The organism is Subtercola boreus (assembly GCF_003399625.1).
In the GTDB taxonomy this organism is placed as follows: domain Bacteria; phylum Actinomycetota; class Actinomycetes; order Actinomycetales; family Microbacteriaceae; genus Subtercola; species Subtercola boreus_C.
Genome location: NZ_NBXA01000023.1, coordinates 163,380 through 189,684, shown reverse-complemented (window position 1 = coordinate 189,684; position 26,305 = coordinate 163,380). Strand labels below are relative to the sequence as shown.

Sequence of the window (26,305 nt, the reverse complement as noted above, 5' to 3'; positions counted from 1 at the left end):
CCCTCACCGTGGACCCCTCGATTCTGTGGTCAACTTGAGGTAATGGCACATCTACTGGGGGCAGAGTCCCTCCACCTCGAATTCCCCACCCGCGTGATCTTCGATGACGTCACCATCGGCATCAACGAGGGCGACCGCATCGGCATCGTCGGCCGGAACGGCGACGGCAAGTCCACGCTGCTCCGGATGCTCGCGGGGCGCCTCGAGCCCGACAGGGGCCGCGTGACCCGGCGGAACGGCGTCACGCTGGCCGTCCTCGACCAGTCCGACACCCTCGATGACACTCTGACGGTCGGCCAGACCATCGTCGGCGACATCGACGAGCACGTCTGGGCGGGAGACCCCATCGTGCGCGACGTCATCGCGGGCCTCGCCAGCGACATCTCGTGGGACGCGCGCGTCTCCGACCTCTCGGGCGGCCAGCGCCGTCGCATCGCGCTCGCCCAGCTGCTCATCGGCGACCACGACATCATCTTCCTCGACGAACCGACCAACCATCTCGACGTCGAGGGCATCTCCTGGCTCGCCGGTCACCTGAAGCGCCGCTGGTCGGCGAACGCCGGAGGGCTCGTGGTCGTCACACACGACCGGTGGTTCCTCGACGAGATCTGCACTGCGACCTGGGAGGTGCACGATCGGCTCATCGAACCGTTCGAGGGCGGATACGCGGCATACATCCTGCAGCGCGTCGAGCGCGACCAGATGGCGGCGACCATGGAGGGCAAGCGCCAGAACCTCATGAAGAAGGAGCTCGCGTGGCTGCGGCGCGGCGCCCCTGCCCGCACAGCGAAGCCGAAGTTCCGCATCGATGCTGCCAACGCTCTGATCGCCGACGAGCCGCCCGTGCGCAACTCCATCTCGCTCGCGTCGATGGCCATGCAGCGCCTCGGCAAAGACGTGGTCGACCTCGAGAATGTCTCCGTCGTCTACGAAGGGAACGGATCCGGCACCACGCCGGAGAAGCGCGTGCTGCACGACGTGACCTGGCGCATCGCCCCGGGTGAGCGCACGGGTGTGCTGGGTGTGAACGGCGCGGGCAAGTCCACATTGCTGAGCCTCGTCGCGGGTTCGCTCCAGCCGACCACGGGAACGGTCAAGCGCGGCAAGACCATCCGCGTGGCGACCCTCACCCAGCAGCTCTTCGAGCTCGACGACATCCTGAACGACCGGGTCAGCGAGGTCATCGGCCGCCAGCGGAGTTCGTACGTGAGTGGCGGCAAGGAGATGACACCCACCCAACTCCTCGAACGCGTCGGCTTCACGAGTGCGCAGCTCTCCACGCCGGTGAAGGACCTCTCCGGTGGGCAGAAGCGCCGCCTGCAGCTGCTGTTGATCCTGCTCAGCGAACCGAACGTGCTGATTCTGGATGAGCCCACCAACGACCTCGACACCGACATGCTCGCCGCCATCGAGGACCTGCTCGACACCTACCCGGGCACGCTCCTCGTCGTCTCGCACGACCGGTACCTGCTCGAACGCGTCACCGACAACCAGTACGCCGTGATCGAGGGGGGATTCATCCATCTGCCGCGGGGCGTCGACCAGTACCTCGAGGTGCGGGCACTGCAGCAGCGCACCGGTTCGCGCGGATCGACGTCGAGCCCGACCGAGTCGCAGGCGGGCCAGTCGGGCGGCACAGGCAGCACGGGCAGCGCGAGCGGATCGGGCAGCGCCGCACCCTCGAAGCCGAAACTGTCGGGTGCCGACCTCCGGAACGCCCAGAAGGAGCTCGCCTCGGTGAACCGCCGGCTCGAGAAGTACGGAACGCAGGTCGCGAGCATCCACGAGAAGATGGCGACGCACGACGCGAGCGACTACTCCGGCCTCGGAGCCCTGTCGGCCGAGCTCGACACCGTGCAGTCGACGCTCAGCGACCTGGAGCTCCGCTGGCTGGAGCTGAGCGAGCTGCTGGCTTAGCTGTACTGCTAGCCGAAGTCGCGCGAGAGCTTCCGCAGAAGTCCGGCCAGGCGTTCCTGGTCGGGCTTCGAGAGGCTCGACAGCAGTTGTGTCTCATTGATCACGAGCTCGTCGATGGCCCTGTCGACCCGGGCGAGCCCGTCGGCCGTCATCGTGACGAGGATGCCCCGGCCATCGCGTGGCGAAGTTCGCCGCTCCACCAGGCCCCGGCTGACGAGCCGGTCGATCCGGTTCGTCATGGTGCCGGAGGACACCAGGGTCTCCTCCAGCAGTGCCTTCGGGCTCAGCTGGTAGGGCGAACCCGCCCGGCGGAGCGCGGAGAGCACGTCGAACTCCCACGAGTCGAGCTCGCTGGTGCCGAAGGAGGTGCGGCGGGCCCTGTCGAGGTGCCGGGAGAGGCGCCAGACCCGGGAGAGCACCTGCAGGGGTGCGAAGTCGAGATCGGGCCGTTCCCGCTTCCACGCGTCGACGATCGCGTCGACTGAGTCAGTGGATTCCGGATCGGGCATCCTTTCATTATCGCCCGAAACCGCCCGGATCTGGTCGGGGTCGTCACGTGCGGGCGCTCGATCTGGCAGACTTGTGCACTGCACGAGGCGTCAGTCTCGGGCATTCCGCCTTGGTGTAACGGCAGCACGACAGCCTTTGGAGCTGTTAGGACTAGGTTCGAATCCTGGAGGCGGAGCGCCCGGCGCAGAACCTCCGACGCCCGGAACGAAAGAGGACAATGACCGACTCACGACTCGCGATCATCATCCTCGCCGCAGGCCAGGGAACGCGGATGCGGTCAAAGACCCCGAAGCTCCTGCACCACCTCGCGGGCATCCCGATCGTCAGCCATGTGCTGGCCACGGCCCGGGAGCTCGACGCTGCCTACACGGTGGCCGTGGTGCGCCACGAACGCGACCTGCTCGTCGATGTCATCACCGATCAGCTCCCCGACGGCCTCGTCGTCGACCAAGACGAGACGCCCGGTACCGGCCGCGCTGTCGAGCAGGCGGTGGATGCCCTCCCCGCCGACTTCGACGGAGACGTGCTGGTGATGAACGGCGACACCCCGATGCTCGACGTTCAGACGCTCGCGGGTCTGGTCGACGAGCACCGCCGCTCGCGCGCAGCTGCGACACTGCTCTCCGCCTACCTGCCCGATCCGTCGGGTTACGGCCGGATCATCCGCCACGCCGACGACGACGATTCCCGTGCCGACGGCAGCGCGGGCCGGGTCGACCGCATCGTCGAACACCGCGATGCCACCGACAGCGAGCTCGCCATCGCCGAGATCAACGCGGGTGTCTACATGTTCGGCGCGAGCGAACTCCGCGACCTGCTGCCGCAGCTCAGCACGCACAATGCGCAGGGCGAGAAGTACCTCACCGACGTGATCGAGCTGCTCCGACGGGCCGGGTCCGAGGTGACCGCGCTGCCCGTCGCCGACTCGTGGCTCGTGGCCGGCATCAACGACCGCGCGCAGCTCAGCGAAGCGGCCGCCAAGATGAATGCCCTGATCATCCGGGGCTGGCAGCTGGCCGGCGTGACGGTGCAGGATCCCCTGACCACCTGGATCGACCTCAAGGCCACGCTCGAGCCCGACGTGACGGTGCTGCCCGGAACGCAGATCCGCGGTGCGACCGTCATCGCCCGCGGGGCCGTCGTGGGGCCCGACACGACGCTTGTCGACTGCGAGATCGGGCAGGGTGCGATCGTGAAGCGAACGGATGCCGAACTCGCCGTCATCGGTGCGGGCGCCACTGTCGGCCCCTTCTCCTACCTGCGGCCGAACACCGTTCTGGGTGCCGGCGGCAAGATCGGTACCTTCGTCGAGACGAAGAACGCAACGATCGGCGCGGGCAGCAAGGTTCCGCATCTCTCGTACGTCGGGGATGCGCACATCGGCGAGCAGTCGAACATCGGTGCGGCCACGATCTTCGCGAACTACGACGGCGTCGTCAAGAACCACACCGAGGTCGGTTCCCACGTGCGCACGGGTTCGCACAACGTGTTCGTCGCCCCCGTTACAATCGGAGACGGAGCGTACAGCGGAGCCGGAACAGTGGTGCGAAAGAACGTTCCGCCCGGGTCGCTGGCCATGAACGTCGCACCGCAGCGCAATCTCGAAGGATGGGTCGCCTCGCACCGCGAGGGATCGGCCGCCGACCTGGCTGCGAAGCGAGCAGAAGCGGCGACAGCCGACAATGCGACAGCCGACAACTCATCAGCAGACAATTCAACAACAGCGGAGCCCGTCGCTCCGGATTCAGGAGAATAAGTGTCCGAGATCACGTCCAAGGGTGAAAAGCACCTCGTTCTCGCTTCGGGGAGGGCGCATCCTGAGCTCGCTGAGGCCATCGCGGCCGAGCTCGACACCGGACTGATCAGCACCACCGCACACACGTTCGCCAACGGTGAGCTCTATGTGCGCTTCAACGGCAGCGTGCGCGGCAGCGACGTGTTCGTCATCCAGTCGCACTCGACGCCGATCAACGAGTGGCTGATGGAACAGCTCGTCATGGTCGACGCTCTGAAGCGTGCCTCGGCGAAGCGCATCACCGTGGTCGCCCCGTTCTACCCCTACGCCCGCCAGGACAAGAAGCACCGCGGCCGCGAGCCCATCTCGGCACGCCTGGTCGCCGACCTGTTCAAGGCCGCCGGCGCCGACCGCATCATGTCGGTCGACCTGCATGCGCCACAGATCCAGGGCTTCTTCGATGGTCCCGTCGACCACCTGTTCGCGATGCCGGTGCTGATGGAGCACGTTCGTAAGACCTTCGACCTCGACCAGCTCACGGTCGTGTCGCCCGACATGGGGCGCGTGCGGGTCGCCGACGTGTGGAGCGACAAGCTCGGAACACCTCTGGCGATCATCCACAAGCGCCGTGATCCGCTGGTGCCGAACCAGGTCTCCGTACACGAGATCGTGGGCGATGTGAGCGGTCGATGGTGCCTGCTGGTCGACGACCTGATCGACACCGGTCGAACCATCGTCGCGGCCTCCGAGGCCCTGAAGAACGCCGGCGCGAAGGGTGTCATCGTGGCGGCCACGCACGCGGTGTTCTCCGATCCGGCCTACGAGATCCTGCAGTCGGACTTCATCGACTCCGTGGTGGTGACCGACACCCTGCCGATCCCGGAGGAGAAGCGGTTCCCGTCGCTCACCGTGCTGCCGATCGCACCGCTGCTCGCTCGCGCGATCCACGAGGTGTTCGACGACGGTTCTGTCACGTCGATGTTCGACGGCGACGCGTGAGTTGCCGTGCGTGAGGCGCGGGGCGTGAAATAAACCTCGCAGGCGGCTGGTTGAAGAAAGCATGACAACTGCAACCGACTTTCTTCCTGCCGCAGAGACCATCACGATGTTCAGCACCTCGTGGTGCGGCTACTGCAACCGCCTCAAGAAGCAGCTCGACAAAGACGGCATCGGCTACACCGAGGTCAACATCGAGGAGGTCGAGGGTACGGCCGAGCTGGTGGAGGCCCTGAACGGCGGAAACCAGACGGTTCCGACCGTGCTGTTCCCCGACGGAACAAGCGCCACCAACCCGTCGGTCATCGAAGTGAAGAGCCGCCTGGGCCTCTGACCCCCAGGCGGTACCCCTACGGGTTCAGCGAGTCCTGCGGGCTGAGCTGGCGCAGTTCGGCCTGCGTCGGGTACGAGGGGATCAGGCCGAGTGCTGCGACCGGTTTGCGGTCTCCGCCATAGGCGCCCACCGAGTAGCAGACCCACCCCGCGCCGACAGCGCTGAAGATTTCGAACCTCACCGCGGAGCCCGTGGCGCTCGGCACGCGGTAGCTGACGTTGGCCGCGCAGGCCGCGCCTGCGGTGGCTTTCGCGAGGCTGTAGGTCGTGAGGATGCCCGGCAGCACGAGGGCGACGATGCCGAGCACGACGACGGCGCGCATCACGTGGAGCCGCCGGGCGCTCCGAAGCGGCCTGTCTCCGTGCGGTTCGTAGCCCGCGAGTTCGGGTTCGTCGTCGTAGTCGGTCACGCGATCCATCCTGCAGTCGCCGAGGTGACGGCGCCGCCGTCGAGATCACGGAGCTTCAGACCGACGAAACCGGTCGCGCTGTCGGAGGTCTGCACCCGGAACGGCGGGTGCTCGTCGAGCAGCACGCCCACGATGACGTCGGCGACGCCCTGCGGGCTCTGGGCGGCATCGAAGGCGCCCCGGGTGCGTTCGATGTACCTCTCGAACGGCTCCCGATACGCGCCCGCGTCGCCCAGCAGGTTCTGGATGCTCGGCCCGACGCCCGCCACGAACTCGGTGGCCACAGCACCCGGCTCGACCACGGTGACGCGCACCCCGACAGCCGCTGCCACCGGATGGAGGCTCTCCATCATGCCCTCCACCGCGAACTTCGCCGCGCAGTAGCTCTCGTTGAACGGCTGGCCGACGATTCCGCCCACGCTCGTGACGGTGACGAGGCGGCCGCCGGATGCGCGGAGGTGCGGCATCGCAGGTCTCGTGACGTTCAGCACGCCGAAGTAGTTGACCTCCATCACCCGGCGCGCCTCGTCGAGGGAGTCGAGCTCCAGCGTGCCCACGTGGCCGGACCCGGCGTTGTTCACCACGGCATCGAGACGCCCGTGGGTTGCCGCGACGTCGTCGACGAGTGCGGCGGCGGCCTGCGGGTCGGTGATGTCGAGCATCCGCACCTCGACGTGAGAGGAGACCCCCGCGACCTCGGCGGCCGTGAGCAGGTCGACGTCGCTGCCGGCGCGGCGAACCGTGGCGACCACGTGCCAGCCGGCCAGGGCGGCGGACACGGCGGTCGCCAGCCCGATCCCGGTGGACGTACCGGTGACCAGGGCGACGGGGCGGGCGGAGGCGGGGCGGGGGGACTCAGGGGCCATGCACAAATTATCCGCCCATCCGCTGACAGCCACTCGGACTTCCGGCCGGTTCTGCCAACGGTCCTGCAACAATTCGGTCGCGGGCTCCCCGGGCTCCGCGGGCCCTGCGGGTCGGCGACCGGCCAACGACCCTGCGGGTCGGCGACCCGCGAACGACTCTGCGGGTCGGCGACCGGCGACGTAAAAGAGGATGACGCACGCGCTACGGCTGGGTGAGCCTCAACGTGTGCGTCATCCTCTTCTACGACGGCGCTTCGCGGCTAGTGCGAGCTGCCCTCGGTCTCGATCTCGGTGCGGTCGCCCGACCAGAGGGTGTGGAACGTACCCTCCTTGTCGACGCGCTTGTAGGTGTGCGCTCCGAAGAAGTCGCGCTGCGCCTGCACGAGCGAGGCCGGCAGACGCTTCGACGCGAGCGAGTCGTAGTAGCTGAGCGCCGAGCTGAAGCCGGGAACCGGGATGCCCGAGAGCGCCGCAGTCGACACGATCCGGCGCCATGCGGCCTCACCGTTGGCAACCGCCGAGGCGAAGTACGGGTCGGCGAGCAGCGTCTTCAGGCCCGGGTTCTTGTCGTACGCCTCGACGATTCGGTTCAGGAACTGGGCCCGGATGATGCAGCCGCCCCGCCAGATCTTCGCGATGTTGCCCTTGTTGATGTCCCAGCCGTACTTCTCGGCCCCGGCGATGATGGCGTCGAAGCCCTGCGCGTACGCGACGACCTTCGAGGCGTAGAGCGCGGCGTTGACGTCGTCGCTGAACGAGTCGCCGACCGACACGGGGGAGGGGCGAGACGTGATGACGGCCTGCGCGGCTTCCCGCTGCTCGGGGTGCGATGACACGGCCCGCGCGAAGACGGCCTCGGCGATGCCGCCCACGGGCACGCCCAGGTCGAGCGCGTTCTGCACGGTCCAGACGCCGGTGCCCTTCGACCCGGCCTGGTCGAGCACGATGTCGACGAACGGCTTGCCGGTCGAGGCGTCGACCTGCTTGAGAACCTCGGCCGTGATCTCGATCAGGTACGACTCCAGGTCGCCCGAGTTCCACTCGGTGAAGACGTCGGCCGCAGCGCGCGGGCTCAGGCCGCCGACCTTCGTGAGCAGGTCGTACGACTCGGCGATCAGCTGCATGTCGGCGTACTCGATGCCGTTGTGGATCATCTTGACGAAGTGGCCGGCGCCGCCCGTGCCCACGTGGGTCACGCAGGGCTCGCCCTCGGCGATGGCGGCGATCGACTTCAGGATGGGGCCGAGGGTCTTCCACGACTCATCCGACCCGCCGGGCATGATCGAGGGGCCCTTCAGCGCGCCCTCCTCGCCGCCCGAGATGCCGGTGCCGACGAAGTGGATACCGGTCGGCGTGATCGCCTCCTCGCGGCGGATGGTGTCGGTGAAGAGAGAGTTGCCGCCGTCGACGATGATGTCGCCCGGTTCGAACAGTTCGGCGAGCTGGGAGATGACCGCATCGGTGCCCTTCCCGGCCTGCACCATGATGATGGCCGTGCGCGGCTTCGTGAGGGAGGCGACGAAGTCCTCGATCTTCTCGCTGGCGACGAAGCCGGCCTCTGGATGTTCGTCGATGAGCAGGTTCGTTCGCTCCACCGAGCGGTTGTAGACGGCCACCGTGTTGCCTTCGCGGCTCGCGAGGTTGCGTGCGAGATTCGATCCCATCACAGCAAGCCCGACAACACCGATGTTCGCAGTCGCTTCGCTTGTTCCAGCCATGTTCTTCCTCCAGATAAGTGCCCTTTCAAGCGTAGTGCTTTCACCCCGAAGGCCCCGGTGGGGGATGACTACCCCCCTATGTGGTCAATTGCCCCCAGTCCGGGGTACGGGGGTAATAGGATCGCACCGAGCACCCCCCTAGAGAGGCGACACATCGTGAGTATCACTGGCATCCGAGGCACATTCTTCGACTTCGTCGACGACCCGTGGAAGCATGTCGGCGATGAGGAGGCGTCGGCCCGGTTCCTCTCCGACGGCCTGATGGTCGTCGAAGACGGCATCATCATCGCCTTCGGAGCATACGGCGAGATCATCGACGAGTTCGCTGACATCGACGTGACCCACATCGAGCACCGCATCATCACTCCGGGCTTCATCGACGGGCACATCCACTTTCCGCAGACCCGGGTGCTCGGCGCGTTCGGCCTCCAGCTGCTGCCGTGGCTGCAGAAGTGGGTGTTCCCCGAAGAGGCGCGCTATGCCGACCGCGCGTACGCCAAAGACGGCGCGGTCCGGTTCTTCGACAACCTGCTGGCCTCCGGCACCACGACGGCACAGGTCTTCACGAGCACGGCGCCGGTCTGCACCGAGGAGTTCTTCGAAGAGGCCACCCGCCGCTCGATGCGGATGATCGCCGGGCTCACCGGCATCGACCAGAATGCCCCCGACTACTTCGCCGACACCGCCGACAGCTTCTACGAGAACAGCAGGACGCTGATCGAGAAGTACCACAATGTGGGCCGGAACCTCTACGCTGTCACGCCGCGCTTCGCCTTCGGATCGAGCCCCGCGCAGATGGAGCGGTGCGAGCAGCTGAAGAAGGAGTACCCCGACACCTGGGTGAACACGCACATCAGCGAGAACCCGCACGAGATCCGGGGCGTTCTCGCACTCCACCCCGAATGCGACGACTATCTGGCGGTCTACGAGAAGTACAACCTGGTCGGCCCGAAGTTCTCCGGCGGCCACGCCGTCTGGCTCTCGGACGACGAATTCAAGCGCATCCACGACAAGGATGCCTCTGTCACGTTCTGCCCGCACTCGAACCTCTTCCTCGGCAGCGGCATGTTCCGGCTCGGCAAGGCGACTGACCCCGAGCAGCGCGTGCGCATGTCGTTCGGCACCGACATGGGCGGCGGCAACCGCTTCTCGATGCTCGCCGTGCTCGACGGTGCCTACAAGGTCGGGATGATCAACAACACCATCCTCGACGGCAGCGTCGACCCCGCGAAGATGGCGACGGCCGAGTCGGAGCGCAACAAGCTCAGCGCCTACCGCGCCTTCTGGTCAATCACGCTCGGTGGAGCCGAAGGGCTCTACATCGACGACCGGGTCGGCAGCTTCGAAATCGGCAAGGAGGCGGACTTCGTCGCCCTCGACTGGACCCAGGGCCCTCCCGGCGCCGACTGGCACTCCTCGCTCATCGCCGACGGTGGCGACCCGGTGACGATGGATGACGCGGCGAACATGCTCTTCGGCATCATGATCGTCGGAGACGAACGTGCTGTCGACGAGACCTGGGTGTACGGCTCGCGAGCCTACAAGAAGGGCTGAGCGTGGCGACGACGGTGGGCACCACCACTCAGGGGCCCGCGGTCTCGCTGATCATCCAACGCCGTGTGCTGCCGGGCAGCGACGACGCCTACCGGGCCTGGCAGCGGAAGCTCGGCAACGTTCTCGCGACCTGGCCGGGTTTCCTCGGCCGCGAGGTCATCGAGCCGTCGCCGCCGTCGCAGACCGACTGGGTGCTCGTGCAGCGCTTCGTGAACGTCGAGGCGGCCCGGAGCTGGCTGCAGAGCTCCGAGCGGGCGGCCCTGTTCGACGAGATCAAGGGGCACTTTGTCGGCCAGGAGGAGATCCACCTCGTCACCGAGGATGAACGGAAGACTCCGGATGCGGCATCCATCATCGTCACCAGCCGCGTCGAGCCGGCCGACGAAGCGGCGTTCCTCAGCTGGCAGCGCAGGATCTCGGCGGCCGAGGCGAACTTCCCCGGCTTCCAGGGGCACAAGATCGAACGCCCGACGCCCGGTGTGCAGGAGGACTGGACGGTCATCCTGAGCTTCGACACCGACGAGCACCTCGCGGCCTGGACGGATTCGCCGCAGCGCCGCAAGCTGCTGGCCGAGGGCGAGGCCTACGCGTCGGACACCCGGGTCTCGAAAGCGAACTACGGGTTCACCTTCTGGAACACCGACCGGCCCAGCCGCCTCATGATCTTCAAGGACAACCTGCTCGTTCTGTTGGTGCTCTACCCGATCGTCTTTCTGTTCGGCTACCTCGTAGCGACGCCGTTCCTGAGCGGGGTGCCGTTCTGGCTGAGCCTGTTCATCGGGAATGTCGTGAGCACGCAGCTGCTGGGGTGGCTGGTCGCCCCCTGGATCTTCCGGGTCTTTGCGTGGTGGCACAAGCCCGGCATCGGTACGCGCCGGGAGGTGCTGGGGTACGTCGTGCTCGCCGTGCTCTACGGTGCGTCGATGGCTCTGGATGCGCTGCTGATCGCCACGACCGCAGGCTGACCCCCGCTCGCGTCACTTCACGATCACCGCGACGGTGAACGGTGCGCTGGAACGATTGAAGATGTTCCAGGGGCCCCTGGGGTCTTCGTTCCAGACCTTTGCCTGCGCGGCGATGGTGCTGGCCGATGCCCCCGAGTCCGGAGTGAACGTGACGCCGTCGGTTCCTGCAGTGAGCACGCCGCTCGAGACCTTCAGGCGCGCCCCGGCGTCCTCGCCCAGGAGAAGTTGCGGAATGAGCGGGTGGAGAACCTTCAGGCCGCCCGTCATCGTGCACTTCAGCGGAATCTTCACGGGCGCGCCTTTCATCGCAGCCCTGTCGTATTCGATGTGGACGTCGTCGCAGACCGGCACCACGTCGCGCACGTGGATCGGAATGTCGACGGTTGTGCTGGGTGCCCCGGTCTTCTCATCCCAGGCCGTCACCGTGATCGACGAATGATCTCCGACCACGTCTGGGTCCGTCCATGAGTACGTCACCGTTCCATCGGTATTCACTTTCGCCGTGGTTCCCCCGATTCCGTTCTCGATGATCACCCGGTAGGAGTCCCGGTAGTCCGTTTCGCAGAAGGTCTTGGGATCGATGGTGAACGATTGGGCACGCATCAGCTCAAGCACACCGTCTTGGATGTAGACGGTGTGGTCGGAGCCGATGAACCGCGTCGCTGCGCCCTCGCTGCAGGTGGGTGGCGATTTCACTGCCACCTTGATGATGAAGGGATGATCGTGACCCGAGGTGTCGGTAGCTACCGCCGCGAGGCCGTCCACTCCACCTCCGACACTCGCCGGCGGCTTGTAGTAGAGCTGCCCATACCCGTCGGTGGACATCGACAGGCTCGTGTTGCCCTCGGCCAGAGCTGAGACGGAGTCACGCACCCCGTAGCCGGGATCAGTGGGGTACACCGAGAAGCGACGGAAAACGGAGAGTTGCGCCGCGATGTCCTGGGTGAGGCTGCTGCCCGGGACCATGAGTGCATCGAGCTTGAGTGCACTCGTCGGGGTTGTGGCATCCGCCACCTGGCTGCGGGTCAGAAGCCTCACGTTCTGGATCGGCGCGGTGCATCCAGAGGTCACCGCAGCCATCGTGACCTGTCCGGCGATGGCATCCAGCTCCACAGAGGGGCAGTGTGCCGTCGGAGCCGCAGTCTTCAGCCGATCGACGAGAGTGCCGTGCAGAGTGCCGACAAGCGTCACATGCACCCAGTGAGCGCCTCCCCCCGTCAGGGTCGCCCCACTCGTGTCGACGGCGCTGGCGGACTGGAGATGGCCACACGCGCCGCCGTTGGGGTTGCCGACGACATGGTCGGGCCCGATGCCCTGGGTCGACGCATCGGCATAGAAGGATGCCGCGTCACCGGCTGAGGACGTGTCACCGAGATCGATGTACAGCTCGATGTCGTGCATCAGATTCTCGATGAGATCGAGAAGTAAGATGGCGCCCGGCGTTCGGGCGTAGTCATGGTAGAGCTCGGTCAGGCGCTGATAGGTGACGAGCCGGCTGTACGCATCCGACCTCATCAGGACTTTGATGAATTCCGAGTGCCCGTTGGGTACTCCAGCGATGGCCCTGCCCGCCGCTTTGATCAGTGCTGCTCCAGCGACCCGGATGACCTGGCCTTTCGGGCCCACCTCGGTCCACACGATGCTGCCGCCCGGCTCGTAGAGAGCCTGCGCCGCATTCTCCGGGGTGAGGCCTTCGTACGGGTTCCCGTCGGCTGTTCCGCCCTGGGCGGGGCCCACGTTCACATCGAGGGAGACGAACCGGCTGGCGCCGACGCCGGGGAAAGCGAGACGGTCGGCAGCCGTCGTCTCCGAGGGCACGATGTTGCCCGTATTGAGGCCCTGCTCGACGTTGGTCGCGACGATGTCGCCCGATCCGAGTCCCTCCGAGGAGTCCACGCCGGGAGTGTGGTTGTTCGCGCCCTCCGCACACATGGGCGCAGCGCCCGCGGGCACCGATGCCGGAGGGGCAGGCAGCTTGGGGCCGGGCGGAGCAGGCGGGGGTGTACCTGCCCCGCCACCGGTATCGCCACCGTCACCGGGTACGGGCGCTTCCACGATGTCGCACTGGGGGACGATCAGCTGGCCCTTGATTCCTGTCTCGGTCATGTGCCCGCCACCGGTCGGGTCTTCATAGGAATTGGTCACCCCGTCTTTCCACTGGATGTAGGGGGCACCGCATTCACCGAGCATGGCGTGTGCGCCCGGCGCAGACAGGGGAGAGAGCACGCTCACCAGCAGGAGGGCGCCGAGAACGAACGCTGGTGGGGCGACTCTCCGGCGGAAGGACGTGATCTTAAGTGACATATGCTCAGTATTGCACATTCTGCTGAGGACTCGTGCCGCCGTCGTCTGCCGGAGGTGTAGACTTACAGACTGAACTTCGGCGAGGGATGCCCCCGGCATCCGTGATCGACGCGGTGGACGAGGCTTACGGTCTTTCCTCACGCTGATGCGTTCGAGTTGAACACACCCCCCTTCTAGCCTCCAGGAGAAAACCATGGCTGACGACAACAAGATCATCGCGGAGACCCGCACCTCATTCGGCAAGGGTGCTGCACGCAAGCTCCGTGCCGCCGGCAAGATTCCCGCCGTGATCTACGGCCACGGTGCCGATCCCCAGCACGTGAGCCTGCCCGGCCACGAGGTCTTCCTGCTCATCCGCAAGTCGAACGCTCTCATCGAGCTCGACATCGAAGGCGCAACGCAGCTCGCGCTGGTCAAGGATGTCCAGAAGGACCCGGTGCGCCAGATCATCGAGCACCTCGACCTCATCGTCGTGCGCGCCGGTGAGCGCGTGCAGGTCGAAGTGACCGTGCAGGTCGAGGGCGAGCCCGTCTCCGGCGCAACCGCAGACCTCGACACGTTCACGCTGCTGCTCGAGGTGCTCGCCACGAACATCCCGACCCGCGTCACGGTCAACATCGAGGGCGCCGAGGCCGGCACCCAGGTGCTCGCCAAGGACATCGAGCTGCCCGAGGGCGCTGTTCTCGTCGGAGACGAAGACCAGCTCATCGTCGCCGTCTCCATCCCCGAGGAGCAGGACCTCGGCGACAGCCTGTCGGCTGGCGACGCATCGACGTCCGACGCTCCGACGCCCGCCTAGTCCTTCGTTCCTGTCACCTGTGCCGCGGCGGCCTTGTTCGCCGCGGCACACGTGTTTCACCCCCAGCGTCTTCACACGAAAGGTTCGGTGCGGCCATGGCTGCTGACGACCAGTGGCTCGTCGTCGGGCTCGGCAACCCCGGCCCGGAGTACGCCGGCAATCGGCACAACGTGGGCCAGATGGTGCTCGACGATCTCGCTGCCCGATTCCGGGGCACCTTCAAGGCGCACAGGGCCAACGCCCGGGTCGCCGAAGGGAGGCTCGTTCCGGGTGGTACACGGTTCGTACTCGGCAAGCCGAACAGCTACATGAACAACTCGGGCGGGCCGGTGGCCGGGTTGCTCTCGTACTACTCGATCGAGCCATCGCGCCTGATCGTGGTGCACGACGAACTCGACATCCCCTTCGACACCCTGCGCCTGAAGCACGGCGGCGGCCACGGCGGGCACAACGGTATCCGTGACATCATCGCCGCGTCGGGAACGCCCGACTTCACCCGAGTGCGGGTCGGCATCGGACGCCCGCCCGGCAGGCAGAGCGCGGCCGACTTCGTGCTGCGCGACTTCTCGTCGGTGGAGCGCCAGACGCTCCCCAACCTGCTGGCGGATGCCGCGGACGCCGTCGAGCTCATCGCGGCCGACGGCCTCACGGCGGCGCAGCAGCGCTTCCACGCGCCGCCGCCCGCCTGACACGTTCCGCCGCCGTTCCGCCTCACCTGGGTTCTGAACACTGGGAGCGCAAGCCGGGGGCAGTGTCAGAGGGGAGCCGTAGAATTGGCCCTGTGATCCTTCAGGGCTTGATTCCGGCGCTCTCGCGCGCCTCCACGTTCGACCGCGCCCTGGCGGAGGCTGGTCGCGACGCTGACTTCTCGCTCACCGACGGGCTCCGGGCGCCGCTGCTCGCGGGGCTGCTGGCGCAGCGCGCCGAGCGCGGACTGCCGCAGGTGCTGTTCGTCGTGACGGCCACCGGCCGCGACTCGGAGAGCCTCCGCGCGAGCCTCGAATGCCTGGCGCCCGGCGCCGACGTCCTCGAGTTCCCGGCCTGGGAGACCCTGCCGCACGAGCGGCTGAGTCCGAGCGCCGAGATCGTCGGCAAGCGGATCGCCGCCCTCCGCCGCCTCGACCAGTGGACGGCCGAGACGGCTGCCGCCGATGCCGCCGGTGTTCCCGCCCTCGCTGCCGACGTGATCGGCGGTGCGGGCACCGCCGCATCCGGAGTCGCAGGCAAGGGTGCCAAGGCCGCAGCCAAGAAGGCCGCCGCGATGGCCGACAGCGGCCCGAAGCGCCCGCGGCCGCTCATCGTCGTCGCCTCGGTGCGGGCCGCGCTCCAGCCACTCGCCGACAACCTCACCGAGCACGAACCTGTGCGCCTCGTCCAGGGCGGCCGGGGGTACGATCTTGCGCACCTCGTCGGCGAACTCGTCGAACTCGCCTACTCGCGGGTCGACATGGTGACCAGGCGGGGTGAGTTCGCCGTGCGGGGCGGCATCCTCGACATCTTCCCCGCCGTCTCGGAGCACCCCGTGCGGGTCGACTTCTTCGGCGACGAGATCGAGACGATCCGCGGCTTCTCGGTGGCCGACCAGCGCTCGCTCGAGAACCAGTTCGACCACGTCGAACTGCCGCCGAGCCGCGAGCTGCTGCTCAGCGAGTCGGTGAAGCAGCGGGCGCGGGAGATGCAGCACGAGTTCCCGAGTCTCTCGGGTCTCCTCGAGAAGATCGGCCAGGGCATCCCGGTCGAGGGGATGGAGTCACTGGCGCCCGCCCTCCTCGATCGGCTCGTCACCGTCACCCACTACCTGCCGGCCGGCGCGGCAATCGCCGTCATCGCACCCGAACGGGTGGCCAGCAGGGCCGTGAGCCTCACAGAGACGAACCGGGAGTTCCTTTCGGCCGCCTGGAATGCGGCCACCGCGGGGGCTGAGGCTCCGATCGACCTGGCGTCGGGCGAGTTCATCACGCTGAACGATCTGCGGGACGCCGCAGGCATCCACCGCCCGTGGTGGACTCTCAGCACGTTCGACAGCGGAACGGCATCCGTCGACGAACACCTGGAAGCGATCGTGGGCACCGACGTGCACTACGTGCGCATCCAGGCCGACGCCGTGCCGAGCTTCCAGGGCAACGTCGAGGGTGCGCTCGAGCATGTGGCGAGCCGGATGCACGACGGCTGGAGTGTCGCGGTGGTCGCGGCGGGCAACGGTCTCGTCGAGCGCGCGGCTGATGTTCTGGCCGAGCGCGAGTTGGCCGCACGGGTCGTCGAGCAGTACCCCGCCGATCCGGAGCCCGGCATCGCCTACCTCGTGAAGGCCACCGTCGAGAGCGGGTTCGAGCTGCCGGAGATCAAGCTGGCCCTGATCAGCGAGAACGAGTTCTATGGCCGGAGCGCCGGCTACGACGCCCGCCAGGTCAAGAAGCTGGCGACCCGCCGGAAGAACGTCGTCGACCCCTTGCAGCTGAAGGCCGGCGACACCGTCGTGCACCAGACCCACGGCATCGGCAAGTTCCTCGAACTCGTGCAGCGCGAGGTGTCGAGCGGCGGGCGCAATCCGGTGAAGAGCACCCGCGAGTACCTGCTCATCGAGTACGCGCCGTCGAAGCGCGGGTACCCCGGCGACAAACTGTACGTTCCCACCGATCAGCTCGACCTGCTGACCCGGTACGTCGGGGGAGAGGCGCCCGCCCTGTCGAAGATGGGCGGCAGCGACTGGTCGGCGGCCAAGACGAAGGCCCGGAAGGCCGTGCGTGACATCGCGGTCGAGCTCGTCAAGCTGTACTCGGCGCGCATGGCGTCGAAGGGGTACGCGTTCGGTCCCGACACGCCGTGGCAGCGTGAGCTCGAGGAGGCGTTCCCGTTCGCGGAGACGCCCGACCAGCTCACCACGATCGACGAGGTCAAGGCCGACATGGAGCGGCCCATCCCGATGGATCGCCTGCTCGCCGGCGACGTCGGCTTCGGCAAGACCGAGGTCGCGGTGCGCGCGGCGTTCAAGGCCATCCAGGAGGGCAAGCAGGTCGCGATGCTCGTGCCGACGACCCTTCTCGTCCGCCAGCATCTCGAGACCTTCACCGAACGGTTCGCCGGTTTCCCGGTGCACACCCGTGCCCTCTCACGGTTCCAGACCGACAAGGAGGCCCGTGAGACCATCAAAGGTCTCGAAGACGGCACCATCGACATGGTGATCGGCACCCACCGCATCCTGGCCGAGGCGATGACATTCAAAGACCTCGGGCTCGTGATCATCGACGAGGAGCAGCGCTTCGGTGTCGAACACAAAGACAAGCTGAAGAAGCTGAAGACGAACGTCGACATCCTCTCGATGAGTGCCACGCCGATCCCTCGTACGCTCGAAATGGCGGTGACGGGCATCCGCGAGATGTCGACGCTCGCGACGCCGCCCGAAGACCGGCACCCGATCCTCACCTACGTCGGGCCGAACTCCGACCGGCAGATCGCTGCGGCCATCCACCGCGAGATGCTCCGCGAGGGGCAGGTGTTCTTCGTGCACAACCGGGTCTCGTCGATCAACCGGGTCGCCGCGCACATAGCCGAGCTGGTTCCGGATGCCCGGATCGCCATCGCGCACGGCCAGTTGCCCGAACACATGCTCGAACAGGTCATCGTCGACTTCTGGGAGCGCAAGTTCGACGTTCTCGTGTCGACGACGATCATCGAGACCGGGCTCGACATCCCGAATGCCAACACGCTGATCATCGACCGTGCCGACAAGTACGGTCTGTCGCAGCTGCACCAGCTGCGCGGCCGGGTCGGGCGGGGGCGCGAGCGGGCGTACGCGTACTTCCTGTACGACGAGCTGAAGCCGCTCTCCGAGACCGCACACGACCGTCTCGCCACGATCGCGGCCAACAACGAACTCGGCTCGGGCATGCAGGTCGCCCTCAAAGACCTCGAGATCCGTGGTGCCGGAAACCTGCTCGGCGGCGAGCAGTCCGGCCACATCGCGGGCGTCGGGTTCGACCTCTACCTCCGGATGATCGGGGAGGCCGTCTCGACATTCCGCGGCGATGTGGCAGAGGGCCAGACCGAGCTGCGGCTCGAGCTGCCGGTGGATGCGCACATCCCCGAGGACTACGTCGACAGCGAGCGGCTGCGGCTCGAGGCGTACCAGAAACTGTCGACGGCGTCATCGCCCGCTGCGGCCGACGGCCAGATCGACCAGGTGCTCGAAGAGCTGACCGACCGCTATGGAGAGCCGCCCGAGCAGGTCACCAACCTGATCATGGTGTCGAAGCTCCGGCGTCTGGCCCAGCGCACCGGGCTCAGCGAGGTCGTGGCGATGGGGTCGAACCTGCGGGTGGCCCCGGCTGCGCTGGCCGACTCGGTGCAGGCGCGGCTCCGCCGGATGTACCCCACGGCGAAGTACATGGGTGCTGCGGCGGCGCTGTCTGTTCCGATGCCGGTCGTGAACGGGCATCCGCTGCCCGATGCGGAGCTCATCGCGTGGGTCGAGTCCCTGCTCGGTGCCATCTTCCCCGCCCCCACTTCGGCCTCTGCCGCGGCGGCGCCCGCGCCCGCGGAGTAGTGCGCCTGCCGGCAGTACGGCCACCGAATGCGCCAGCGGCGAACCTCGCCGATATGCGCGAGGTTTTGTCGAGGGCATTCCGTGGTGCCCGGCGTCAGGCGAGGGGCTCGGCGGGTGAGACGGGGCCGGGGGCGCGCCGCCGGGCCGCGGAGCGCACCGCGCCCACGCTCGCCGCGATGACCAGCGCGATCGCCGCGGCCTCGATCCAGGTCAGCGACTGCCCGAGGATCACAAGCCCGGCCAGCGCGGCGATGGCCGGCGCGAGGCTCATCAGGATGGAGAAGGTCGCCTCCGGGATGCGCCGGAGGGCGAGCAGCTCGAACGCATAGGGAACGGTCGACGAGAGCAGTGCGACTGCGAGCCCGAGTAGCAGAACACGTGGCTCGAAGAGGGCGGATCCGGCCGTCAGCAGACCGAACGGCAGAGACATGACGGCCCCGACGACCATGGCGATCGCGATGCCGTCGAGTTTCGGGAAGCGCGCGCCGGTGCGGGCCGAGAGCAGGATGTAGGCCGCCCAGAACACTCCGGTTCCCGCGGCGAACGCGACGCCGACGGGGTCGAGGGCGCCGGCGCCGCCCTGGCTGAGCAGCGCGACGCCCGCGAAGGCCAGCACCGCCCAGAGCCAGGCGGAGGCGCGTCGACTCACCACGACCGACAGCACCAGGGGGCCCAGAACCTCGATGGTGACCGTCGTTCCGAGGGGCAGCCTGTCGAGGGCCGTGTAGAACATCATGTTCATGCCGCCCACTGTAAGGCCGAAGGCGACCACGATCATCCAGTCGCTGCGGCTGTAGCCGGCGAGGCGGGGGCGGAAGACGACCATCAGCACCAGCGCCGAGAAGACGAGCCGGAGCGTCACCATGCCGAGCGCACCGACGGTCGGGAACAGCATGATCGCGAACGAGGCGCCGAGCTCCTGGCAGAGCAGGCCGGCCACGACGAGTCCGACCGGCCCGAGAGTTCCGGCTCGCGAGCTCAGGGCGGTGGATGTCACGCCCTCACGCTACCGGTCGGCCGCGCCTTCGTCGTTCTCGGTCTTCGCATAGTGGCGGTTGCGTGGCCGCAGGACGGCGATTGCGAGGAGCGCCGCAAGCACAGAGGCTACGAGGATCGCCACCTTGGCGTCGTCGTCGTGCACGCTGCCGAGCCCGAAACTGAGTTCCGCGACGAGGAGGGACACCGTGAACCCGATTCCACCGAGGAGGGCGACACCGGTGAGGTCGATCCAGCGGATGCTCGGATCGAGTTCCGCCCGGGTCGCCCGGGTTGTCACCCAGGTGGTGAGGAGGATGCCGATGGGTTTGCCGAGCACCAGCGCCGCGATGACGCCGATCGTCACCGGGCTCGACAGCGCCGTGGTGAAGCCGTCGATACCGCCGATGGTGACGCCCGCCGCGAAGAACGCGAAGACGGGTACGGCGAAGCCGGTGGAGATCGGGCGGAAGCGGTGCTCGAAGATCTCCGACAACCCGGGCCCCGCATCCGGTCCTCCGCTGGCCTTGCTGCGAATGACCGGGATGGCGAAACCGAGCAGCACGCCGGCGACCGTGGCGTGGATGCCCGAGGCGTGGATGAGGGCCCAGACGGTGAGCGCGATGGGCAGCAGGATCAGCCAGGCCGCGGCCTGGTGCCGGCCGAAGAACCGGCGGAACCGCTGCGCGAGCACGGTGTACAGCGCCAGCGGCAGCAGCGCCAGCAGGAGGGGCACGAACTGGATCTCGCTGGTGTAGACGAAGGCGATGATCGCGATGGCGATGAGGTCGTCGACCACAGCGAGGGTGAGCAGGAAGATGCGGAGCGCGCTCGGCAGGCGTGATCCGACGATGGCAAGCACGGCCACAGCGAAGGCGATGTCGGTCGCGGTCGGGATCGCCCAGCCGCCGAGGGCTTCGGGGTCGGCGAGGTTGATCGCCACATAGATGAGTGCGGGCACGACCACGCCGCCGATCGCAGCGGAGACCGGCACGATGGCCTTGCTGAACTTGCGGAGTTCGCCCGCCACGAACTCCCGCTTCAGTTCGAGGCCGACCAGGAAGAAGAAGATCGCGAGCAGTCCGTCTGACGACCACTGGCCGAGGCTCAGATGCAGGTGAAGTGCCTCCGGCCCGATTTCGAAGTCGCGGAGCGCGAAGTAACTGTCGGCGAAGGGGGTGTTGGCCCAGATGACGGCGATCGCCGCCGCGATCACGAGGATCACCCCGCCGACGGTCTCCTTGCGGAGGATCTCACCGAGGCGGGACGACTCGGCCGATCGGTCTGAGGCGAACAGGCCGGGGGTGCGGGTGCCGGGGGTGCTGCCGGAAGCAGTGCCGGGGGTGCTGCCGGGCGGTGTGGGCTGGGTCATGGTGCCTCTCGGAAGGGTCGAAGAAGATACTGCCGACCAGACTTCCCGGCTCACCGGTTACAGTCTAACGAAAGAGTTCAGACGGTCGACGTACCCCGCGGCGGCCCCCGGACATGAGGCTTCCCGTGACAGACCAGACCCCCTCGAAGCTCGACGAACTGATCGCCGTGACCGCGCGGCTGCGGGCGCCGGGTGGATGCCCGTGGGATGCCGAGCAGACCCATGAGTCGCTCGTGCAGTACCTCGTCGAGGAGTCGCACGAACTGGTCGAGGCGATCGAGGTGGGCACCCGCGACGACCTGCTCGAGGAACTCGGCGACGTGCTCTACCAGGTGGTCTTCCACGCCGATCTGGCCGCTCACACCCCGGGGGAGGAGTTCGACATCCAGGATGTCGCGGCCCACATGACGGCGAAGATGGTCGGGCGGCATCCGCATGTCTTCGGCGACCGCGTCGCGCACACGGCCGACGATGTGGTGAACATGTGGGACGACCTCAAGGCGGTCGAGAAGCCGGGCCGCACGAGCGTGCTCGACGGGATCCCTGTGGGCATGCCCTCACTCGCGCTCGCCGACAAGGTGATCGGCAGGGCCCAGAAGATCGGGCTGCTCGATGAGGATGCGCCGGCGGGCATCCCTCTCGGTGACGAAGACGAGCTCGGCTCGCTGCTGCTCGCCGTGGTTGCTTCGGCGAAGGCGCAGGGTCTCGACGCTGAGCGGGCACTGCGGTCGACACTCCGCGGGTTGCAGGCCGAGATCCGCGAGGCGGAGGCAGAGGCGGAGGCAGAGGCGGAGGCGGGGATCCGCGAGGCGGAGGGTCAGGACGCGGCTGACGCCGGCATCATCGCGCTGCCGCCTGGGGAGTGACCCGGCCGGGCCACCGCCCGAGCAGCAACACCGCGAACGCGTAGAACACCGCGCCCAGTATCGCGAACGGCAGGTCGAGGAAGAACTCCATCACGCAGAACGCCGGGACGAACGTGAGCACGGCGGCCAGCGCGACGATCCGCGCCGGAGGCGTCGGACCGACCTCGCGCGGTTTCTCGAACCGACCGACGAGGAACGACAGCCCGAACAGGGCGGCCATCACGATCACGAAGAACAGGGGCCTGCTCCACCACCACGACGGGCTCGCCGGAGCGGGCGACGCCCCGGGAACCAGCAGGGCGATGCCGGAGAGCATGATGATCACCGGCAGGTGCCACAGGTAGATGGTCATCAGCCGCGACCCCACCACGAACACGAAGGCCCGCGCCGCGTGCGTGTTCACGAGCGCCGCCAGCAGCGGTCGCAGCAGCCTCAGGATGCACGCCTGCCCGAGAGCGAGCGCGACCAGTGGCAGGGTGGGCGGGTTCAGGTTCGTCAGCATGTCGTTGCTGTACGGTCCCCAGCCGGTGAGGGGGAAGAGCGTCGCGTAGGCGCCGGCGGCGATCAGCACCAGCTGCCACCAGGCACGGCGGTCGAACCATCCGTCGGCATACCAGAAGCCGAGCTGCTGAACCAGCAGCCAGACGAAGAAGAGGTTCAACAGGCCCACGGCGTCGATGCCGCTGGAGTACCGGACGGCATCCACCACCACCGCCCCGGCGAGCAGTACGACGAGCGTCCGGCGCGGCGAACGTGCGTGCCAGCGGGCCATCGTCGGCACCAGCGCCTGGCAGAGCCCGTAGGCGGCGAGGAACCAGAGCGGCGAGCCGGCCCCGACGACGACGGTGTCGAGGAGGGTCGGGTCGATGCCGATGAGCCGCGCGCCGCCGATGACGACCACGTAGAAGAGGAACAGGGGGAGTGCGGGCTGGGCGAGGCGCAGCACGCGGGTGCGTACGAAGTCGGCGCCGGTGCGGCCGCGACGGAGGGAGCTCCGCCAGGCGGTGAGGCTGGCGAACCCGCCGACGACGAAGAACAGGGGCATGATCTGGCCGATCCACGTGACCGGGGCGAACCACCACTGCTGCTCGAGGGGTCGCGAGACGACGAGTTGCCCGTTGGCGGCGAACCCCACCCCGACCATGAGCAGGTGGATGATCACCACGAGCAGCACGCAGAACACCCGTGCGATGTCGAGGGTCAGGTCGCGTTTGGAGAGGTCGATCGACGACGTCGTCAGGCTGGCGGAGCTCATCGAACCACCATAGAGGTTCTGAGCTTTGATCAGCCGAACCAACGCCGACAGCGAGGCCCGGCGCGCCCGCATCCGCGCGACTGGCAGAATTGGGGCATGGCTCAGGCAATCACCCCGCCCCGCGGTATGCGCGACTTCCTCCCCGCAGAGAAGGCGACGCGCGAGCGTGCGCTCGGCATCATCCGCCGCTCGTACACCGCGCACGGGTTCGACGAGATCGAGACGCCCGTGATGGAGGACATCGAACGCCTGCACTCCGGCCTCGGCGGCGACAACGAGAAGCTCAGCTTCAGCGTGATGAAACGCGCCCTCACCACAACCGACCTCCAAGAGGCTGCTGAGTTCGAGGCGCCCGAGTTCCTCGCCGACCTGGGACTGCGCTTCGACCTGACCGTTCCGCTCGCCCGGTTCTACGCGAGTCACCGCGGTGAGCTGCCGAGCGTGTTCCGGTCCATCCAGATCGCGCCAGTCTGGCGTGCCGAGCGCCCGCAGAAGGGTCGCTACCGCCAGTTCGTGCAGTGCGACATCGACATCATCGGCGAGCCGGGCCAGCTGGCCGAGGCCGAGATCATCACGGCGACGCTCGCCACGCTCGACGAGCTGGGGCTCGAGGGCTGCACGATCCGCATCAACGACCGCCGGCTGCTCACCGCGATGCTGGAGGTCTTCGGATTCGCTCCGGCCGAGCATCCACAGGTTCTCATCACTGTCGACAAGCTCGACAAGGTCGGCCAGGACGGCGTGGTGGCCGAGCTGCGGGAGCGCGCCGTCACTCCGGCTGCAGTCGATGCGCTCGATGCGTTCTTCCACCGCATCACGACGAAGGAGTTCAATCCCTTCGGTGTGCGCGCGATCACGAAGGCGCTGCCCGCGGGCGTCGACCCGGCGCTGATCGCTGAGCTGGCCGCACTCGCCGAGGTGGTCGACAAGAAGCACCTGCAGTTCGACCCGTTCCTCGTGCGCGGCATGGGTTACTACACCGGCACGATCTTCGAGATCGCCCACCCCGACTTCTCGTTCTCGCTCGGAGGCGGGGGCCGCTACGACGGCATGATCGGCCGCTTCCTCGGAACGGATGTCGCCGCCTGCGGGTTCTCGATCGGGTTCGAGCGCATCGTCGACCTGCTCGAGGCGTCGGTCGTCGGGGCTCCGGATGCCCTGCTGCTGCTGCACGAGGCATCTGCGAGCCCGGCCCAACTGGTCGGGCTGAAGATGCAGCTCATCGCCTCGGGAACCCGCGTGCGGCTCGAACGGCGCACGAAGAACACCAAGGCGCAGCTCGAGCGCGCCGCGGCGGCAGGCTTCACGTCGTTCGCATTCGTCGGGCCCGACGCGCACGCCGAGGCCGACCTCGAGGTGAAGGCGATCTGAAGTGAGCATTTGATATACATATAGTTCGGCTATACAATTAGGTACGTGAACAGCGAACTCTCTGAACTCTCCGAACTTCTGGGCGACCTCGTGTCCGTCACCCACCGTCTCACCCGTCTCGCGGCCCAGGCCACGGGAGACTCCACCTCGCCGGCGGCTTGGCGGACGCTCAGCGTGCTGACCTCCTCCGGCCCCCTGCGCCTCGGCGAACTGGCCATCGCCAACAGGGTCAGCCAGCCCACGATGACGAAGATCGTCGCCAACCTCAACGAGCTCGAGTGGATCAAGCGGATCGCGGATTCCTCCGATGCCCGTGCCTGGCTGATCGCGATCGCCCCGAAGGGCCAGAGCGCGCTGAACGACTGGCGCTACCGGCTGGGCCTCGCGCTCGAGCCGCTCTTCTCCGACCTGACCGTGCGGCAGCTCGGGGTGCTCTCAGAGGCCACCGACCTGATCGGCGACCGCATCGACGTTCAGGAGCAGGCGGCCTGAGGTGACAACCACGAAGAACGTCCCGTCCCTCCCGCACAACACCGGCCACGGCGGCGGTGGGGCATCCATCCTGCACCAGCCGAAGGCCGTCTGGGCCGTCGCCTTCGCGAGTGTCATCGCGTTCATGGGCATCGGTCTGGTCGACCCGATCCTGCCCGCCATCGCAGAAGCGCTCCAGGCGAGTCCGACACAGACTTCGCTGCTCTTCACGAGCTATCTGGTCATCACCGGCCTCGCGATGCTCATCACGAGCTTCGTGTCGAGCCGCATCGGCGCCAAGAAGACCCTCCTCATCGGCCTCGCGCTGATCGTGGTGTTCGCAGCCCTCGCCGGTTCTGCCGGCAGCGTCGAAGCCGTCATCGGATTCCGCGGCGGGTGGGGCCTCGGCAACGCGTTCTTCATCTCGACGGCGCTCGCGACGATCGTCGGTGCGGCCAGCGGGGGCGCATCCAGTGCGATCGTGCTCTACGAGGCCGCCCTCGGCCTCGGCATCGCAATCGGCCCGCTGCTCGGCGGGCTGCTCGGTTCGATCAGCTGGCGCGGACCGTTCTTCGGAACCGCTGTGCTCATGGCCGTCGGCTTCGTCGCGATCTCGGTGCTGCTTGCGAAGGACGAGAAGGCCGACCGGGAACCGACCCGGCTGAGTGCGCCGCTTCGCGCCCTGGCCAACCCGAGCATCCGCCTGCTCGCCTTCACCGCACTGTTCTACAACATGGGCTTCTTCACCCTGCTGGCCTACACGCCCTTCCCGCTCGGCCTCAACGCGATCGGCCTCGGCTTCACCTTCTTCGGCTGGGGGATCGGGGTCGCGGTGACGTCGGTGTTCGTCGCGCCTCTCCTGACGCGGCGGATGAAGCGCACCACAGCCCTGACCGGCGCATTGGTGCTCCTCGCGCTCGATCTTGTCGCGGGCGGTCTGCTCATCTCGTCCACCGTCGGGCTCATCGCCTGCATCGTCGTCGGCGGCCTGATGCTCGGAATCATCAACACCGTGCTCACCGAATCCGTGATGATGGCGACCGACCTGCCGCGCACCGTCGCGTCGTCGGCCTACTCTGCCGTACGGTTCCTCGGCGGCGCCATCGCCCCGCCCGCTGCTGCTGCGCTGGCCGTGGCCGTCAGCCCCGGGTTCCCGATGTACGCCGCCGCCGGCTCGGTCATCGTGGCCGCACTGTTCGTGGTGATCGGGCGGAAGACCCTCCGCCGGGTCGATGCGGGCGGCGAGGAGTCCGAGCTCGACGAGGCCCAGGCGCTGAGCGTCGGCGAGGAGTAGCTCGATAGACTGTGGCCACCGGATGCTCGCCTGCTGCGACATCCGTCACAG

General features: G+C 67.5%; 21 protein-coding genes and 1 tRNA gene. 14 read left to right on the top strand and 8 right to left on the bottom strand.

Features of this window, described 5'->3' with window-relative positions; genetic code table 11:
• Positions 1-42 precede the first annotated feature (42 nt).
• The gene (locus B7R21_RS12910) at positions 43-1,917 is read left to right on the top strand and encodes an ABC-F family ATP-binding cassette domain-containing protein (RefSeq protein WP_116283651.1); all 1,875 of its coding nucleotides are present in this window, start codon (positions 43-45) and stop codon (positions 1,915-1,917) included.
• Between the two features lie 8 nt (positions 1,918-1,925).
• Here B7R21_RS12910 and B7R21_RS12905 read toward each other — a convergent pair whose 3' ends face one another.
• The gene (locus B7R21_RS12905; protein ID WP_116283650.1) at positions 1,926-2,426 is read right to left on the bottom strand and encodes a MarR family winged helix-turn-helix transcriptional regulator; all 501 of its coding nucleotides are present in this window, start codon (positions 2,424-2,426) and stop codon (positions 1,926-1,928) included.
• A 104-nt stretch (positions 2,427-2,530) separates the two neighbouring features.
• Between B7R21_RS12905 and B7R21_RS12900 the strand changes: the two genes are divergently transcribed.
• The 4 genes from B7R21_RS12900 (at position 2,531) to B7R21_RS12885 (ending at position 5,492) form a co-directional block, all read left to right on the top strand.
• Positions 2,531-2,602, top strand: a tRNA-Gln gene (locus tag B7R21_RS12900).
• Positions 2,603-2,644: 42 nt separating this feature from the next.
• Complete coding sequence (glmU, locus tag B7R21_RS12895) at positions 2,645-4,183, top strand: bifunctional UDP-N-acetylglucosamine diphosphorylase/glucosamine-1-phosphate N-acetyltransferase GlmU (protein WP_116283649.1); 1,539 nt, start codon at positions 2,645-2,647, stop codon at positions 4,181-4,183.
• Positions 4,184-5,161 carry a ribose-phosphate diphosphokinase gene (locus tag B7R21_RS12890; protein ID WP_116283648.1) on the top strand — a complete coding sequence of 326 codons (978 nt, stop codon included), beginning with the start codon at positions 4,184-4,186 and terminating at the stop codon, positions 5,159-5,161.
• 61 nt (positions 5,162-5,222) lie between these two features.
• Positions 5,223-5,492, top strand: coding sequence for a mycoredoxin (locus tag B7R21_RS12885; protein ID WP_116283647.1), 270 nt, complete (start codon positions 5,223-5,225; stop codon positions 5,490-5,492).
• Between the two features lie 16 nt (positions 5,493-5,508).
• Here the strand turns inward: B7R21_RS12885 and B7R21_RS12880 are convergent, their stop codons facing one another.
• The 3 genes from B7R21_RS12880 to gndA form a co-directional block, all read right to left on the bottom strand.
• On the bottom strand, positions 5,509-5,901 hold the full coding sequence (locus B7R21_RS12880) for a hypothetical protein (RefSeq protein ID WP_253259799.1): 393 nt from the start codon (positions 5,899-5,901) through the stop codon (positions 5,509-5,511).
• Positions 5,898-6,767 (bottom strand): SDR family NAD(P)-dependent oxidoreductase, encoded by an 870-nt coding sequence (locus B7R21_RS12875; protein ID WP_116283645.1) that lies wholly within the window; start codon positions 6,765-6,767, stop codon positions 5,898-5,900. Before B7R21_RS12875 ends, B7R21_RS12880 begins: the two co-directional genes overlap by 4 nt.
• 260 nt (positions 6,768-7,027) lie before the next feature.
• Entirely contained in the window at positions 7,028-8,485 is a 1,458-nt protein-coding gene (gene gndA / locus B7R21_RS12870) for an NADP-dependent phosphogluconate dehydrogenase (RefSeq protein WP_116283644.1), read from the bottom strand.
• A gap of 156 nt (positions 8,486-8,641) precedes the next feature.
• Between gndA and guaD the strand changes: the two genes are divergently transcribed.
• Both guaD and B7R21_RS12860 read left to right on the top strand, forming a co-directional pair.
• Positions 8,642-10,039, top strand: a complete 1,398-nt coding sequence (gene guaD, locus B7R21_RS12865) for a guanine deaminase (protein WP_116283643.1) — start codon at positions 8,642-8,644, stop codon at positions 10,037-10,039.
• Between the two features lie 2 nt (positions 10,040-10,041).
• Positions 10,042-11,004, top strand: coding sequence for an antibiotic biosynthesis monooxygenase (locus B7R21_RS12860; RefSeq protein WP_216364230.1), 963 nt, complete (start codon positions 10,042-10,044; stop codon positions 11,002-11,004).
• A 12-nt stretch (positions 11,005-11,016) separates the two neighbouring features.
• Here B7R21_RS12860 and B7R21_RS12855 read toward each other — a convergent pair whose 3' ends face one another.
• Positions 11,017-13,308: a hypothetical protein gene (locus B7R21_RS12855; protein ID WP_116283642.1), complete on the bottom strand. Its 2,292-nt coding sequence runs from the start codon at positions 13,306-13,308 to the stop codon at positions 11,017-11,019.
• 193 nt (positions 13,309-13,501) lie between these two features.
• Between B7R21_RS12855 and B7R21_RS12850 the strand changes: the two genes are divergently transcribed.
• From B7R21_RS12850 to mfd, 3 genes are all read left to right on the top strand, one after another.
• Complete coding sequence (locus B7R21_RS12850; protein WP_116283641.1) at positions 13,502-14,107, top strand: 50S ribosomal protein L25/general stress protein Ctc; 606 nt, start codon at positions 13,502-13,504, stop codon at positions 14,105-14,107.
• A gap of 95 nt (positions 14,108-14,202) precedes the next feature.
• Positions 14,203-14,796, top strand: a complete 594-nt coding sequence (gene pth, locus B7R21_RS12845; protein WP_116283640.1) for an aminoacyl-tRNA hydrolase — start codon at positions 14,203-14,205, stop codon at positions 14,794-14,796.
• Positions 14,797-14,888: 92 nt separating this feature from the next.
• Positions 14,889-18,650, top strand: coding sequence for a transcription-repair coupling factor (gene mfd, locus B7R21_RS12840; protein ID WP_116283639.1), 3,762 nt, complete (start codon positions 14,889-14,891; stop codon positions 18,648-18,650).
• Between the two features lie 94 nt (positions 18,651-18,744).
• Here mfd and B7R21_RS12835 read toward each other — a convergent pair whose 3' ends face one another.
• Complete coding sequence (locus B7R21_RS12835) at positions 18,745-19,632, bottom strand: EamA family transporter (RefSeq protein ID WP_437184190.1); 888 nt, start codon at positions 19,630-19,632, stop codon at positions 18,745-18,747.
• A 24-nt stretch (positions 19,633-19,656) separates the two neighbouring features.
• Positions 19,657-20,997, bottom strand: coding sequence for a Na+/H+ antiporter NhaA (gene nhaA / locus B7R21_RS12830; protein ID WP_116283638.1), 1,341 nt, complete (start codon positions 20,995-20,997; stop codon positions 19,657-19,659).
• A 113-nt stretch (positions 20,998-21,110) separates the two neighbouring features.
• Between nhaA and B7R21_RS12825 the strand changes: the two genes are divergently transcribed.
• Positions 21,111-21,863 carry a MazG family protein gene (locus B7R21_RS12825; RefSeq protein WP_116283637.1) on the top strand — a complete coding sequence of 251 codons (753 nt, stop codon included), beginning with the start codon at positions 21,111-21,113 and terminating at the stop codon, positions 21,861-21,863.
• Here B7R21_RS12825 and B7R21_RS12820 read toward each other — a convergent pair.
• On the bottom strand, positions 21,838-23,118 hold the full coding sequence (locus B7R21_RS12820) for an acyltransferase family protein (RefSeq protein ID WP_116283705.1): 1,281 nt from the start codon (positions 23,116-23,118) through the stop codon (positions 21,838-21,840). The genes B7R21_RS12825 and B7R21_RS12820 overlap by 26 nt on opposite strands.
• Positions 23,119-23,214: 96 nt before the next feature.
• Here B7R21_RS12820 and hisS point away from each other — a divergent pair, with 96 nt between their 5' ends.
• The 3 genes from hisS to B7R21_RS12805 all read left to right on the top strand — a co-directional run bounded on the left by hisS (position 23,215) and on the right by B7R21_RS12805 (position 26,254).
• Complete coding sequence (hisS, locus tag B7R21_RS12815; RefSeq protein ID WP_116283636.1) at positions 23,215-24,489, top strand: histidine--tRNA ligase; 1,275 nt, start codon at positions 23,215-23,217, stop codon at positions 24,487-24,489.
• 45 nt (positions 24,490-24,534) lie between these two features.
• Complete coding sequence (locus tag B7R21_RS12810; RefSeq protein ID WP_116283635.1) at positions 24,535-24,981, top strand: MarR family winged helix-turn-helix transcriptional regulator; 447 nt, start codon at positions 24,535-24,537, stop codon at positions 24,979-24,981.
• 67 nt (positions 24,982-25,048) lie between these two features.
• Complete coding sequence (locus tag B7R21_RS12805) at positions 25,049-26,254, top strand: MFS transporter (protein ID WP_253259809.1); 1,206 nt, start codon at positions 25,049-25,051, stop codon at positions 26,252-26,254.
• The last annotated feature ends 51 nt before the right edge of the window (positions 26,255-26,305 follow it).